The sequence below is a fragment of the Rugamonas violacea genome (genome assembly GCF_016461825.1).
Classification (GTDB): Bacteria; Pseudomonadota; Gammaproteobacteria; order Burkholderiales; family Burkholderiaceae_D; genus Rugamonas.
In genome coordinates this window covers 33,989-49,240 of sequence record NZ_JAEMNU010000087.1, presented here as the reverse complement: position 1 = coordinate 49,240, position 15,252 = coordinate 33,989, and the positions used below count along the sequence as shown (strand labels likewise).

The 15,252-nt window shown below is 65.0% G+C and carries 12 protein-coding genes; all 12 read left to right on the top strand.

The window, feature by feature from the left end:
• Positions 1-113 precede the first annotated feature (113 nt).
• The 12 genes from H7U20_RS17675 (at position 114) to H7U20_RS17620 (ending at position 15,224) form a co-directional block, all read left to right on the top strand.
• A complete protein-coding gene (locus H7U20_RS17675) occupies positions 114-851 on the top strand; it encodes a hypothetical protein (protein ID WP_199760467.1) in 738 nt (245 codons plus the stop codon).
• A 417-nt stretch (positions 852-1,268) separates the two neighbouring features.
• Positions 1,269-1,904 carry a DUF4255 domain-containing protein gene (locus H7U20_RS17670; RefSeq protein WP_199760466.1) on the top strand — a complete coding sequence of 212 codons (636 nt, stop codon included), beginning with the start codon at positions 1,269-1,271 and terminating at the stop codon, positions 1,902-1,904.
• Between the two features lie 13 nt (positions 1,905-1,917).
• Entirely contained in the window at positions 1,918-3,336 is a 1,419-nt protein-coding gene (locus H7U20_RS17665) for a phage tail sheath family protein (RefSeq protein ID WP_199760465.1), read from the top strand.
• Positions 3,337-3,374: 38 nt separating this feature from the next.
• Complete coding sequence (locus H7U20_RS17660; protein WP_199760464.1) at positions 3,375-3,812, top strand: phage tail protein; 438 nt, start codon at positions 3,375-3,377, stop codon at positions 3,810-3,812.
• A 13-nt stretch (positions 3,813-3,825) separates the two neighbouring features.
• Positions 3,826-4,263 (top strand): phage tail protein, encoded by a 438-nt coding sequence (locus H7U20_RS17655; protein WP_199760463.1) that lies wholly within the window; start codon positions 3,826-3,828, stop codon positions 4,261-4,263.
• Positions 4,264-4,315: 52 nt separating this feature from the next.
• On the top strand, positions 4,316-4,507 hold the full coding sequence (locus H7U20_RS17650) for a DUF5908 family protein (protein WP_199760462.1): 192 nt from the start codon (positions 4,316-4,318) through the stop codon (positions 4,505-4,507).
• Positions 4,507-5,214: a CIS tube protein gene (locus tag H7U20_RS17645; protein WP_199760461.1), complete on the top strand. Its 708-nt coding sequence runs from the start codon at positions 4,507-4,509 to the stop codon at positions 5,212-5,214. Before H7U20_RS17650 ends, H7U20_RS17645 begins: the two co-directional genes overlap by 1 nt.
• A complete protein-coding gene (vgrG, locus tag H7U20_RS17640) occupies positions 5,211-6,977 on the top strand; it encodes a type VI secretion system tip protein VgrG (RefSeq protein ID WP_199760460.1) in 1,767 nt (588 codons plus the stop codon). The genes H7U20_RS17645 and vgrG overlap by 4 nt, the downstream gene beginning before the upstream one ends.
• A gap of 19 nt (positions 6,978-6,996) precedes the next feature.
• A complete protein-coding gene (locus tag H7U20_RS17635; RefSeq protein ID WP_093383335.1) occupies positions 6,997-7,266 on the top strand; it encodes a PAAR domain-containing protein in 270 nt (89 codons plus the stop codon).
• A gap of 2 nt (positions 7,267-7,268) precedes the next feature.
• Positions 7,269-7,703: a GPW/gp25 family protein gene (locus tag H7U20_RS17630; RefSeq protein ID WP_199760459.1), complete on the top strand. Its 435-nt coding sequence runs from the start codon at positions 7,269-7,271 to the stop codon at positions 7,701-7,703.
• Positions 7,704-7,716: 13 nt separating this feature from the next.
• The gene (locus tag H7U20_RS17625) at positions 7,717-11,391 is read left to right on the top strand and encodes a baseplate J/gp47 family protein (RefSeq protein WP_199760458.1); all 3,675 of its coding nucleotides are present in this window, start codon (positions 7,717-7,719) and stop codon (positions 11,389-11,391) included.
• Complete coding sequence (locus tag H7U20_RS17620) at positions 11,388-15,224, top strand: hypothetical protein (RefSeq protein WP_199760457.1); 3,837 nt, start codon at positions 11,388-11,390, stop codon at positions 15,222-15,224. Before H7U20_RS17625 ends, H7U20_RS17620 begins: the two co-directional genes overlap by 4 nt.
• Positions 15,225-15,252: the final 28 nt, after the last annotated feature.

Below are 15,252 nucleotides of genomic sequence, written 5' to 3'. Positions count from 1 at the left end.
CTACTTTCGTAAGTGCTTGAATGTAGACGGATCTATCGCCCGCTCCATTGTCGGTCAGGCAAAATTCGCCAGCTGTCGAGATGTGTATAAACCTATGCGTCTACCTGGAGGGTGTGGTCGGCGTGCCTTGGTATAGCGACAACCCGAATTACGCCAGTCTGCTCGGCTCCGGTATCACCCTGGATAATGGCGGCGGAGCCAACGTTGTCGCCCAATTCGTCAGCGGTTTCAAAAATGGTATCGTGCTGAAAGGTTCGATGACCGACGGTAAAGCAAATGGCTCGCAATATAACAAAGTTCAATTCGGTTATCTGTACCAGAATGCCGTCGGTATTCTGCTGACCACCGACGATACCGGTACCAACTGGGTCAACGAGAATACCATTACCGGTGGACGCATCGCCGGTGAAACGGGCTTGTTGGCCGTGAAGGGGGCGCAACAAACCGATCCTTATAATGGCAACAAGTTTTACAACATCGGCTTCGAAGGCCTGGTCAACGGCATCGACACTTCCTTCTTCAAGTTCAACTATATTATTTCCCCACGCTTCGAACAGGTTCAAAACGGCATCAACTTCCGTGGTGGCTGGTCATCGGACAACACTATTGTGGCCACGGCGTTGAAGGAGTCCGTCTTTGTCTCGGGTACCGGCACCGACTACCGTACCGCGCCGCGCACCGTGTTCTTCGGCAAGTTGTTGACCAATCCGGGTCAAGTGACGTCGGGCGAGTACAGCTTCGCCGACCAGGATGGCCGCTTCATTTCTGTCAACATGGCACCTTCGTCTACCGTGAACACCGAAAGCAAGAGCCGGGTCCTGAGCCTGACCGATCTATTGCATAAGCCATAAGGGCACCTCGAAAAACCACCAAATTGTCGTTCCGCATCGGCGGACCGCCGCGTAGGCGGGAACCTATACGCCGCATGCTGTCTAGCGCTGCTGCTTGATTCACAATGTAAATTCATCCTCAGTAATATTTAATTCCAAACTAACTTATTCCAATTCGCAATTGATTTTCTATTAAAGAAAGTATCATTTGTGATTGGAATATTTCTTCGATTTCTTGATGGAAATATACTGTTGCCAATATTGATTAGATCGTGATTGGCAGCATATTTTTTCTTGACTGGATAATATTTGCGATGTAACTTCATTGCATCAGCAATAGCCGAGTTTGCTACTCCGACTGGGGGGCTGTATCTCCCGCTATGGCGACAAAAAAGAAATATTGTCACAGAATATATACTGCTTCCAATAGGGAACGCAATGATACCGCACGCCCTGACCATTATCGTCAATGAGCTGAATCGGCATTTATTGGAATATGGTCCGGTCGCCACGCCGATGGTCGAGTTGGGCAATATCGCCGAAGGCTTCAAGGCCAGCGCCAGTGGTAGCGGAGTGTCGCGCGAAGTGTTGAATATGCAGTTCGTCAATATCAGGGAAGAGAAATCGCTGAAAAATCTACCCAATTTCACCCGTGACGAGATTAATGGAAAAGCCTTGTATGAGAATCCTCCGGTATTTCTGAATTTCCAAATTTTGATCGTCGCCACCCACACCAGTTATACCGGAGCGACGCTGATGTTGTCGCGCGCCATACGCTTTTTCCAATTGAACAATACTTTCACCGAAACCAGCGTGGCACCCGCCTCGATCACCACTAATGCGCCGATCAATCCGCTCGACCGCCTTGCTCAATTCAAATTGATATTCGATCTGTATTCGCCGGCCATGGAGGAGGTGAACCATATGTGGGGCACGCTGGGCGGCAAGCAGTACCCCTTCGTGCTGTATTTGATGCGCATGCTGGATTTGAAATTCCAGGCGCCGCAGAGCGAAACAAAACTTATCGTCGAAACCCAGTCCAACGTTCATCCGATAAGCCCTATTCCTTTCTGAAAGAGGTGAAGAAATGGCACAGGTCTACAAGACTCCCGGCGTGTACATCGAGGAAATCCCCAAATTCCCGCCCATCATCTCGGCGGTGGATACGGCGATCCCGGCCTTCATCGGCTACACCGAAACCTCGATCGACGTGCCCGTCAACAAGCCATTCCGCATCACCTCGATGGTCGAGTACGAGCAACACTTCGGCCGGCCGCAGCCGGAGACGGCGATGAAGGTGGCCGGCGCCGAGGTCAAGGACGCCACCGGCAGCGTGATCGGGCAGAAGTTCAGCGCCACGCTGGCGCCGGCCGACCGTTCCAAGCACATCATGTTCTACGCCGTGCAGATGTTCTTCGCCAACGGCGGCGGCCCCTGCTACATCGTCTCGGTGGGCCTGTACAAATCGCCGTCGGCGCTGCTGCTGAGCGACCTGGAGGCCGGCCTGGCCGCGCTGGAAAAGGCCGACGAGCCGACCCTGATCGTCGTCCCCGAGGCGCAGGCGCTGAGCATCGCCGATTTCAAGGCGATCGAAGAGGCCGCCCTGGCCCAGTGCAACCTGCTCAAGGACCGTTTCGTCATCATGGACGTGCACGGCGACGCCTTGTCGCCGGGCGACCCGACGGCCAACATCCTGACCATCGTCAACACCTTCCGCAACAGCGGCATCGGCATCAACAACCTCAAATACGGCGCCGCCTACGCGCCCAACCTGGACACGATACTCGACTTCGTCGTCGACGAGACCACCACGGCGGTCAGTTACTTCATCGCCGGCGTGCCGGGCGGCGCCATGCTCAACACCCTGGCCACCGGCAACAGCCTGATCTACGAGAGCGCCAAGGCGGCCATCCGCGACCTGCCGTGCACGCTGCCGCCCAGCTCCACCATGGCCGGCATCTACGCCGCCGTCGACGCCGACCGCGGCGTCTGGAAGGCGCCGGCCAACGTCAGCGTGGCGGCGGTGGTCAAGCCCAGCATCGAGTTCACCAACCGCGACCAGGAGACCATCAACGACGACGCGGTGGCCGGCAAGTCGGTCAACGCGATCCGCCCCTTCACCGGCAAGGGCACCCTGGTGTGGGGCGCGCGCACCTTGGCCGGCAACGACGCCGAGTGGCGCTACGTGAACGTGCGGCGCCTGTTCATCTTCATCGAGGAGTCGGTCAACAAGGCCTGCGGCGGCTTCGTCTTCGAGCCGAACGACGCCAACACCTGGGTCAAGGTGCAGGCCATGATCGAGAACTTCCTCACCGTGCAGTGGCGCCAGGGCGCGCTGCAGGGCGCCAAGCCGGACCAGGCCTTCTTCGTTTCGGTCGGCCTGGGCAAGACCATGACGGCGCAGGATCTTTTGGAGGGCCGCATGATCGTCGAGGTCGGCCTGGCGGCGGTGCGGCCGGCCGAATTCATCATCCTGCGCTTCTCGCACAAACTGGCGCAGGCCTGAGCCGGGGCGTTTTTCCACCTTACGACAAGGAGTAGGTCATGGCACAAGACTATCCCATCCCGCGCTTCCACTTCCAGGTCGACTGGGGCGGCGCCAAGATCAGCTTCACCGAGGTCACCGGCCTGGTGATGGAGCGCGAAAAGATCGAGTACCGCCACAGCGACAGCAAGGACTTCAACAAGATCGCCATGCCGGGTATGGTCAAGAACGCCAACATCACGCTCAAGCGCGGCAAGTTCGAGAACGACTTCGACTACAACAAGTGGCTCGACGACGTCGCCAACGAACGCTCCGAGGGCCGCCGCGACGTCACCATCCGCCTGCTCAACGAGAAGCATCTGCCGGTGGCGGCATGGTCGGCGACGCGCTGCTTCCCGGTCAAGATCACCGCGCCGGACCTCAAGTCGGACGCCAACGAGACCGCCATCGAGAGCCTGGAGATCGCCCACGAGGGTCTGAAGCTGATGAAGATCTGAGCCGGCGGCCGCGATGAACGACTACTACCCGCCGTGGAGCTTCTACTACAAGGTCGAATTCGGCGTCAGCAAGGACAAGAACGACGCGCGTTTCCAGACCGTGTCCGGGCTGTCCGTCGAATACGACATGGAGGAGTTCAAGGAGGGCGGCGAAAACCGCTTCACCCACAAGCTGCCGGTGCGCACCAAGTACGCCGACCTGGTGCTCAAGCGCGGCATGCTGACCGATTCGGCGGTGATCGCCTGGTTCTTCGACGCCTTCCGCGAGCGCCAGTTCGCGCCGACCGACGTCAACGTGATCCTGATGAACGCGGACGGCGAGCCGCTGCGCACCTGGAAGATCGCGCAGGCGATCCCGAAGAAGTGGTCGATCAGCGACCTCAATTCGGGCGAGAACACGGTGGTCATCGAGAGTATGGAGCTGTCCTACCGCTACTTCACCATCCAGTAGCGGCGGCGCGGCGGGACGCAATGGATGGCGCGCGGCGCCGGGGAAGAGCGAGATGCCGATAGAGATCAGGGAGCTGCACATCAAGGTCGCCGTCAGCGCCGGCGGCGCGGCCGATGCCGGCGGCGGCGCGGCCAGCCAGCCGCCGGGCGCGGCGGACGGTGCCGGCGAACAGGCGCAGCAGGCCTTGGTGGCCGCTTGCGTCGAGCAGGTGCTGCGCATCCTGCACAACAAAATGGAGCGTTGATGGCCACCCAGGGCAAACTCGAAAAGATGCTGATCCTGGCCTTCGACACGGCCGGCGCGGCCGAGAGCGGCGGCAAGCTCGACGCCAAGGGCCGCTTCGAAGCGCTGATCAATCCGGAGACCTACACCCTCGAATACAAGGTCAAAACGGCCGAGGGCCAGGGCCAGGGCAGCAGCGGGGCGCAGCAGAAGTTCGCCTACACCATGCCGGAGGAGCTCAGCTTCGAGTTCCTGTTCGACAGCACCGGCATCATCGACGGCAAGCCGAGCAAGGACGGCGTGTTCGACCAGGTCGACGCCTTCCGCAAGCTGCTCACCGAGTACCGGCCGGACTCGCACGAGCCCTTCCACCTCAAACTCATCTGGGGCAACCTGATCTTCAAGGGCCGCGCCATCGAGCTGGGCATCACCTACAAGCTGTTCAACCCGGACGGCCAGCCGATCCGCGCCGTGGCGCGCGCCAAGTTCAAGGGCAGCATCGAGGAGCAAAAGCGCATCGCCAAGGAAGACCGCCACTCGCCCGACCTGACCCACATTCGCACCGTGCGCGGCGGCGACAAGCTGCCGCTGATGTGCTTCGCCGTGTATGGCGATCCGCGCCACTACCTCGACGTGGCGCGCGTCAACGGCCTGGCCGACTTCCGCGCGCTGGTGCCGGGCCAGCAGCTGCTGTTCCCGCCGCTGCGCAAGAGCGGGACCACGCCATGAACGACGGCGCCAGCACGCCGGGCAGCATCTCGGCCGACGTTTGCACCTTCGCCCTGCTGGTCGAGGGCAAGGACGTGTCGGGCCAGTTCCATGTTTTGGCGCTGGACGTTGGGCGCGAATTGAACCGCATTCCGACGGCGACGATCGAGCTGCGCGACGGTGATGCTGCGCAGTCCACCTTCCAAGCCAGCGAGGCCGATCAGTTCATCCCCGGCAAACAGATCGAGATCAAGCTGGGCTACCAGGCCAAGAGCGAGACCGTGTTCAAGGGCGTGATCGTCAAGCACAGCCTGCGCGTGCGCAAGAACTCCAGCCAGTTGCTGATCGACTGCCGCGACACGGCGGTGAAGATGAGCACCGAGCCGGCCACCCGCCACTTCCAGGCCAAGACCGACAGCGAAATCATCGAACAACTGGTCGGCGCGCATGGTTTGCAGCACGACGTCGCGTCGACCGGCGCGGCGTTGGAGGAGCTGGTGCAGTACCAAGCCACCGACTGGGACTTCGTGCTGTGCCGGGCCGAAGCCAACGGCATGGTGGTGCTGGTCGACGACGGCAAGGTCAAGGTGATGAAGCCGGCCACCGGCGCGGCGGCGGTGCTCAGCGTGGCCTTCGGCGCCAGCCTGATCGAGTTGGATGCGGAGATCGACGCGCGCAGCCAGAGCAAGGCGGTGCACGCCAGCAGTTGGAGCGCGGCCGACCAGAAGCTGCTGGTGGCCGAAGCCAGCGAGGGCCAGGCCGGCTCCAGCGGCAATCTGCAGGCGGCCGATCTGGCCAAGGTGGCGGCCGGCAGCGCGCTGCTGCTGCGCCACGGCGGCCAGCTGGGGCAGGGCGAGCTGCAAGCCTGGGCCGACGCCCAGCTGCAGCGCGAGCGTCTGGCCAAGGTGCGCGGGCGCGCCCGCTGCCAGGGGCTGGCGGCCGTCAAGCCGGGCGATGTGATGGAGTTGAAGGGCGTCGGCCGGCGCTTCGAGGGCAAGCTGTATGTCTCCGGCGTGCGCCACAGTGTGGTCGGCGGCAATTGGGAGACCGACGTGCAGTTCGGCCTGGCGTCGCAGCAGTTCGCGGCGGCGGCCAATCTGCGGCCCTTGCCGGCGTCCGGCCTGCTGCCCGCCGTCAGCGGCTTGCAGATCGGCGTGGTCAGCGCGCTGGAGGGCGATCCGGCGCACGAGGAGCGCATCGCCGTGCGGCTGCCGTTCGCCGACAATTCGACCGACGGCGTGTGGAGCCGCATCGCCTGTCTGGACGCCGGCAAGGAGCGCGGCACCTTCTTCCGTCCCGAGGTGGGCGACGAGGTGGTGGTGGGTTTTCTCGACAGCGATCCGCGCCACCCGGTGGTGCTGGGCATGTGCCACAGCAGCGCCAAGGCGGCGCCCGAGCCGATCGCCGACAAGAACGACAAGAAGGGTTACGTCAGCCGCGCCAAGCTGCGCCTGCTGTTCGACGACGACAAGAAGAGCGCGCTGCTGGAGACGCCGGCCGGCAATCGCATCACCCTGTCGGAGGACGCCAAGGGCATCGTGCTGGAGGACCAGAACGGCAACAAGATCACGCTCGACGACAGCGGCATCAAGATCGAGAGCAGCAAGGACCTGGTGCTGAAGGCGGCCAAGGATATCAAGCTCGATGGCGTCAACGTCGAGCTCAAAGCCAGCGCCGGCTTCAAGGCGGCCGGCACGTCGAGCGCCGAAATGTCCGGCGCCAGCACCACGGTGAAGGGCAGCGCGACGGTGGTGGTGCAGGGCGGCATGGTGCAGATTAACTGAGCGAACACGGGAGGGCAGCATGCTGCCAGCAGCGCGGGTAAGCGACATGATCGTCAGCACGGCCACCTTTGGCGCGCCGGTGCCCATCATTCCGCCGGGGGCGCCGACGGTGCTGATCGGCGGCCTGCCGGCGGCGCGGGTGGGCGACAGCTGCGGCGCCGACGCCATCGTCAAGGGTTCGATGACGGTGCTGATCGGCGGCATGCCGGCGGCCCGCCTGGCCGACCTGACCGGCGGCGGTGGCGCGGTGGTCGGCCCCGGCGCGCCCAATGTGTTGATCGGAGGCTGAACATGCGCCGCGAATACCTGGGGCGTGGCTGGAGCTTTCCGCCCACCTTCAACCGCGTCCGCGCCGGCGTCGACATGCTGGAGGACGAGGCCGACATCGCCTCCAGCCTGGAGATCCTGCTGACCACCGCGCTGGGCGAGCGGACCATGCTGCCGCAGTACGGCTGCAACCTCGACGAGCTGGTCTTCGAGAGCCTGGACACGCGCCTGAAGACGCTGATGGCCGACAAGGTGCAAACCGCCATCCTGTATTTCGAGCCGCGCATTGAGATCGAGACGGTGCGGCTGGACGACAGCCGCGAACTGGAGGGACTGATCCTGATCGAGGTGGTGTACATGGTCAAGGCCACCAACTCGCGCTTCAACTTCGTCTTCCCGTTCTACAAACTGGAAGGCACCGACATCAACCTCACCACCACGGTGAACCTCTTGCCATAGCGCGGGTGCCCGGATGCCGCTCAACGACTGCACGCACAACACCGATCCGCTCATGCTGGTGCGCGAGGGCCTTAGCCAGGCGCAGCGCCAACTGGCGGCGCTGGCGCCCGAGTTCGCGCCGGTCGACCAGCACGGCCCGGCGCACCGGATGATCTTCGCCCGCGCCTACTCGGCCTATCTGCGCTTCTTCAACGAGAAAAACCTCGACGCCGGCGACTGGCAGCCCTTCTTCAGCAGCGACGTCTCGGTGCAACTGGCGGTGGCGTCGGTACAGGACGTCGCCTTCTACAAGGCCGGCATCAAGTCCAACTTCGACTTCCTCAACCAGCTCGACAACGACGCCGACCTGGCCGGCCTGCGCCTGAACCTGGGCCAATTGTTCGGCAGCGCCGCCACCCTGGCGGCCCAGCTGGACCAACTGGCGCTGGGCCTGCCGAGCGAGCTGCCCTTGAAAGCGCAGCTGCAAAACCTGATCCGCCGCCAGCTGGCGCCGGCCTTGAAGTCGCTGCTGCTGTACCACCGCGACGGCCTGCTGGCCGCCTCGCCACCGCCGGCCGGGCCGTATCTGACCGAGGCGGCGCCGGCCTTCGACATCCTTGGCGCCGCCTACACGCTGCCGCAGGCGTTGCAGACGGCCGGCCGGCCGCTGTCGTCCGACTGGATCGCCGACGACGCCGCCACCACCTGGCCGCAGTATTTGGTCAACCTGGACAATCTGCTGCTGTATCCGGACACCGGCGTCTACGGCAGCGGCACCACCTTGTTCAGCCGCGTCAACCACATCGCCACGCACAACCTGTTCACCTCGATCTTCGAGCGCTTCCTCAAGGTCTACGCCCGCACGGTGGGCACGGCGGCCGAGGCGCTGGAGGCCAGCTTCACCGCGCGCGACAGCCACGAGCCGCACTACGGCTTGTTCCTCGCCTTCCTACGCCTGTTCGAGCGCGTGCGCGCCGAGTCGAACACGCTGACCGCGCGCCATCTGGACTTCTACTACCGCGAGGTGCTGCGCCTGAAAGAGAAGGGCGCCCAGCCCGGCCATGTACACCTGCTGGGCGAGCTGGCCAAGGTGGTGCCGGCCCATTTGCTGGCCGAGGGTACGCTGGTCAAGGCCGGCAAGGACGCCAAGGGCAAGGACGCCTTTTTCGCGCTGAGCCGCGACACGGTGCTCAACCAGGCCAGCGTGGCGTCGCTGCAAACCGTCTACCGGCACGACGCCGAGCCGGTGGCCGGCGCTGGCGGGCATGACGCCGGCCGCCTGTACGCCTCGCCGGTGGCCAATTCCAGCGACGGCCTGGGCGCGCCGTTGACGCCGGAGCAGCCGTCCTGGCATCCCTTCCACAACAAGATCTTCGCCGATGGCGCGCTGGCGCAGATCCGCATGCCCAACGCCACGCTGGGTTTCGCCGTCGCCTCGCATTACCTGCTGCTGGCCGAGGGCGAGCGCAGCATCGACCTGCGCCTGACGCTGGCGGGGCCGGGGCCGTCCGGCGACTTGGCGGCAGACGCGGTCTGCCTGCTCAGCACCGCCGCAGGCTGGCTGGAGAAGGCGCCCGACCACTGGCGGATGGAGGCCGGCGTGCTGCATCTGAGCCTGCACCTGAACGGCGCCGACCCGGCCATCGTCGCTTATCAAGAGAAGGTGCACGGCGCGCGCTTCGGCGTCCAGCTGCCGGTGCTGCAGGTGCTGCTGCGCCAGCGGCCCGACGCCGACTATCCCTACGCCCGGCTGCAGGACGTGCTGTTGCGCCAGTGCGCGCTGACGGTCGACGTGGTCGGCGTGAAGACGCTCAGCGTGTCGAACGACTTCGGCCCGGTCGACACCTCCAAACCCTTCCAGCCGTTTGGTGCTCTGCCCGCCGTCAACAGCAAGCTGGTGATTGGCGCGCGCGAGCTGTTCCAGAAAAAATTGGACGCGGCCACAGTGCGGATCGACTGGCAATCCAAAGCGGTGGTGTATCCAACTAGCGCCACGCCGACCGCCAGCGTCGACTATCTGGTCGCCGGACAATGGCAGCTGGCCTTGATGTCGGGAATCTCCATCGGCGTCGAGTCGCTGCCCCTGACTGCCGGCCTGAACCTGACGCTGCGCGAGGCGCCCGACCTGTCGCCGCCCGAGTTCTACGGCAACGACTCGCGCCAGGGATATCTGCGCCTGCGCCTGAACGCCGACCTGGGCCAGGCCGCCTATCAAACGGCATTGATCGATTTTTTGCACGGTAAAACGACGACGCAACCAACGCCCCAGCCGGTGGCGCCGGTGATGGCCGCGCTGACGATGGACTACACGGCCAGCCAGACCATCACCCTCGACAGCGCCGACGCAGCCGCCTTCAAGTTGCGCCAGGCCCGCTTCTTCCATATCGCGCCGTTCGGCCAGGCCGAGCAGCATCCGCTGTTGAATAGCGCGCACAAGGTCTGCTTGCTGCCGCAGTTCGCCTTCCACAGCGTCGACTCGGGTGTCGAGAGCGGTGGCGAGTTCTACATTGGCGTGGCCGGCCTGAAACCGCCGCAGAACCTGGCGCTGCTGATGCAGGTGGTGGCCGGCACCGCCGATCCGCAGACGCCCAAGCCGCCGCAGCATATCCAGTGGAGCTACCTGCGCCGCAACGAGTGGGTGGCCTTCGCCGGCAACGAGGTGGGCGACGGCACCGCCGGGCTGCTCGCCTCCGGCATCGTCACGTTGAGCGTGCCGCGCGACGCCAACGCCGACAACATCTTGCTGGCGCCCGGCATGCATTGGATACGTTTGGCCGTGGCGAGCAAGGTGGACGCCGTCTGCCGGCTGCTGATGGTGGCGGCGCAGGCGCTGGAGGCGCAGTTCGCCGACCAGGGCAACGATCCGGCCTTCGCCGCGACGGTGCTGCCGGCCGGCGTGGTCACCAAGCTGGCCGTGCCGGACGCCGCCGTCAAGCAGCTCAGCCAACCCTTCGCCAGCTTCGGCGGACGCGGCGCCGAGGCGGCCGGGGATTTTTACACGCGCGTCAGCGAGCGTCTGCGCCACAAGGACCGCGCCATCGCGCTGTGGGACTACGAGCACCTGGTGCTGGAGGCCTTCCCGCAAATTTACAAGGTCAAGTGCCTGAACCACACGCAGTACGAGCCGGCGCCGGGTCCGGGCGGCATCTACCGCGAGCTGGCGCCCGGTCACGTCACCATCGTCACGGTACCGAACCAGCAATTTCAGAACCTGCGCGACCCCTTGCGGCCGTTCACCAGCCTGGACCTGCTGCAGCAAGTGGACGCCTTCCTGCGTCAGCGCAGCGGCTGTTTCGTCCGCCTGCACGTGCGCAATCCGAAGTTCGAGGAGGTCCGCCTGGACTTCAAGGTAGGTCTGCGCGACGGTTTCGACGAGACTTTCTACGTCAAGCAGCTGCGCGAGGAGATCACCCGCTTCCTGTCGCCGTGGGCCTTCCCGGGCGGCGCCGCCCCCTCGTTCGGCGGCAAGGTCTACAAATCGGTGCTGATCAATTTCGTCGAGGAGCGGCCCTACGTCGACTATGTCAGCGACTTCAAGCTGTTCCACGACATTGACGGGGTGGCCGGCACGGTCGACCTGGCCATGGTCGGCGGCTCGCTGGCGGTCTCCATCCTGGTGTCGGTGCCGGCCGTGCGCCACGCCATTGAGGTGCTGCATCCGCTGGCACTGGCGGGCGCCGCCGAACACTGCCCCTGCGAGGCATCATGAGCGCCGATTCCATCACCATTCCGGCCCAGCCGGTGCTGACGCCGGCGGCCGACTTCTTCGGCCTGCGCCGCGAAGGCGTCGGCTTCATCGAGCAGATGTCGAGCGCCGTTTGGACCGACTACAACGCCCACGATCCGGGCATCACCATCCTCGAACAGCTGTGCTTCATGCTCACCGAGCTGGCCTACCGCAACGGCTGGGACATCAAGGATATCCTGATGCCGGCCACGCCGCCGGCCGATCCGGCGCAGCCGTATCCCTTGCAGTCCTTCTTCACGGCGCGGCAAATCCTGACCGTCAACCCGGTCACGCCGGACGACTTCCGCCGCCTGTTGATCGGTCTGGGGCCGGTGCGCAACGCCTGGGTGTTCTGCAAGCAGTGCGCCTGCGACGTGGTGTACTACGCGCAGTGCGAGTTGGGCCAGCAGGTGTTCAGCTTCGCCAAGCCTATGCCGGGCGCCAAACCGGCCAGCCGCGTCGACGTGCAGGGGCTGTACGAGGTGCTGCTGGAACTGGAGGCGGACGCCGAATCGGGTGACCTGAACGACGCCAAGGTGGAGCTGAAGGCGACCGTCAGCGGAGCCGATACCAAGCCGCGCACGCTGGAACTGGAGCTGCGCTTCCCCGACTGGGAGCTGGCCCGGCCGGCCGACTGGCTGGCCTTTCTGGCTCCCGGGCCAACGGTGGCCGTCAAGCTGCTGTCGCTGGGCGCCACCAAGATCTACGACGTGATGAGCGACCCCGGTCTGGACCAGGACGGGCGCGACCGCTATCTGCGCCAGCACTGGAACGGCGTTTTCTATCTGGGCTTCGAGGTCGAGCTGGCCGCTGCCGTGAAGGTGCGCATCGACAGCGTCGCGCTGCACCTGTTCAGCGACAATCCGACCCGTGGCGTGACCAGCGTGTTGGCGCTGCGTGACCTGCTGCAGGACGCCGGCTCGGGCGGCGCCATCGCGCGCTACCGCGCCAAGGTGCGCAAGGCGGCGCTGGCCCTGGCCGACAGCTGGAGCACCTTGGCGCTGTACCGCAACCTGGACGAGGACTACTGCCGCGTCGCCACCGTCAGCATCGAGGACGTGGCGGTGTGCGCCGACATGGCGGTGGCGGCCGACGCCGACATCGAACTGGTGCAGGCGCAGGCCTGGTTCCTCATCGAGCAGTATTTCAATCCGCCCGTGCTGCACTACAGCCTGCAGGAGATGCTCGATAGCGGCGTGCCGGTGGAAGACATTTTCAACGGCCCCATACCGGAGAGCGGCTTCCTCAAGCCGGACGAGCTGGCCGCCGCCGGCCTGAAGACGGTGCTGCGCACCTCGGACATCATCAACCTGCTGATGGACATCGACGGCGTGGTGGCGGTGGGCAGCCTGCTGCTGTCCAAGTACGACCGGGCGGGCGAGTTGGTCAAGGGCGCCGCCGATCCCACGCTCAACAACGGTATGCTGGTGTTCGATCCAAACCAGGGCAGCGCGGCCTGGCAGCTCTACCTCAGCGCGCTGCACCAGCCGCGCCTGTACTTCAAGCGCTCGCGCTTCCTGTTCATGAAGAACGGCTTGCCTTTTCTGCCGCGCGCCGACGAGGCGGCCGACACGTTGCTGCAACTGCAGGGCGAGGCCGAACGCGGCAAGATCAAAAACGCGCCGCTGGACTTGCCGGTGCCGTCCGGGACCTACCGCCAGCTCGGCAACTACTACCCGATGCAGTATGGCTTCCCGCAGACCTACGGCATCGGCCGGGCCGGTTTGCCGGCCAGCGCCGCGCCGCTGCGCCAGGCCCAGGCCAAGCAGTTGCAGGCCTACCTGATGGTGTTCGAACAGCTGCTGGCCAACGCCGGCGCCCAGCTGGAGCACACGGCGGACCTGTTTTCGCTCGATCCGGCGCAGTCGCGCAGCTACTTCGCCCACCAGCTCAGCGGCGCCGTGATCGAATCGTATGGCCAGGTGGTGCTTGGCCTGACGCCGCCCAAGCTGAACATGATGACGGAGACGCCGCTCGAATTCCAGGAACGCCGCAACCGCTTCCTCGACCATCTGCTGGCGCGCTTCGGCGAGAGCTTCGCCGAATACGCGTTGCTGCTGACCGACGCCAACGGCGTGCAGACCGGCATGGCGCGGCTGATCGACGACAAGATCGGCTTCCTCGACGGCTATCCGCGTATCAGCCGCGACCGGGCCCGCGCCTTCGACTATACGCGCCAGCCCTGCGCGCCGGACAACGTGGCCGGCATCAAGCTGCGCGTCAGCCTGTTGCTGGGCTATCCCGATCTGAACTTCGTCTGGACCATGACGGCGCCCGTCACGGTCAGCGGCTATGCGCTGCAAGACCGCCAGGGCCGCAGCTGGCTGGCCGGCAGCTTCGCCGCGCCGTTCACGGCGGCCGACGCGGCCGCCGCGCAGCAGCTGGCCTACAACGCGACGATCGCGCGCCTGTCGCAGCCGGAGGCCTATCATCTGGTCAAACAAGGCGACCAGTTCTTCCTGCGGCTGCGCGACGTGAGCGAGCAGCCGATGGGCGCCAGCCCCGAGACCTTCGCCACGCTTGCAGCAGCGCGCGCCTTGATGGACGAGCTGCTGTCGTGGAGCAGCAACCAGCGCGCAGTCGTGGTCGAACACCTGCTGCTGCGGCCCAAGTTCCCCGGCGACGGCTTGATCGCGCCCTGCACCGAGGGCAGTTGCACCAGTTGCGACGACGCCGATCCGTACTCTTTCCGCCTCAGCTTCGTCATGCCGGGATGGACCGCGCCGTTCAACGACAATCTGGCGCTGCGCGGCTTTGCCGACCGCACCATCCAGCAGGAGCTGCCGGCGCATCTGCTGGCCAAGATCTGCTGGGTCGGCAACGACGGTTTCATCCTCAACCTGTGCGAAGCGGTGGTGGCCGAGGTGGCCATGCTGTTGGAGACCGAGGGCCTGACCAGCGACGGCCAGCGGCCCGGCAGCGTGGCCGCCTGCGCCTGCGCCGAGGCGCTGTACACGGCTTTTTCGGCGGTGTTCAACACCTGGTACGCCGACAAGACGCTGGACTACTGGCAGCCGGACGCGTTGGATGCGGCCCTGCAGGCGCTGTTCGCGACCACGCCGAGCGCCGGCGACTTCTCCTGCAGCACGGTGTTGGACGCGGCGCTGTTCGCCAAGGTGAAGGCGCTGATGCTGGCGCACTTCCACGCCGTGGTGCTGAACGGCTGGCAGTTCGAGCGCTTCGAGAACGCCTGGTGCGCCTGGCTGGATGCCAACGCCCCCTTCAACTGGAGCGCGGAGCGCGTGCAGGATCGGGTGCAGGCGATTCTGGCCGGCGCACTGGCCGTGGTGGCGGACGACGCGATCAAGGCGGCGCTGTGCCACTGCGCCACCGCCATCACCGTCGCCTGGGGAATGGAATTCGATACCTGGATGGTTACCAACATCGCGGCCGGCAAACAGCCGGCCGATTTCAGCGTGTTCGTGCCGACCCCGGTGCAGCTGTGCGCGGGGCTGAGCTTCAAGGCCGGCACGGCGGCGCTGGTGGCGGCCTTGCTGGGCGACCGCTACGCCGCCTATGTCGAGGTGTCCTACCGCTTGCGTATCGTGCTGGCGCTGCTGGCCAAGCTGCGCAACATCTATCCAGGCGCGACGCTGCACGACTGTGACGATGGCAGCGACCTCAATCCTGTGCGCCTCGGCAGCACGGCGCTGGGTCAGCAGCCGCGCCGTCCGGTGGCGCCGGCCCCGGAGGTCGAGGTGGTGGTCGAGAACGCGCCGGCGCCGGCGTCGTCGACAGCGGCTCCGGCTCCGGCTTCGGCTTCGGCGCCGAGGCCCGACAAGAAGCCCGCCAAACGCGGTAAGGGACCGAAATAGCTAAGCCGGCAAGACAACCAGTTCGCCA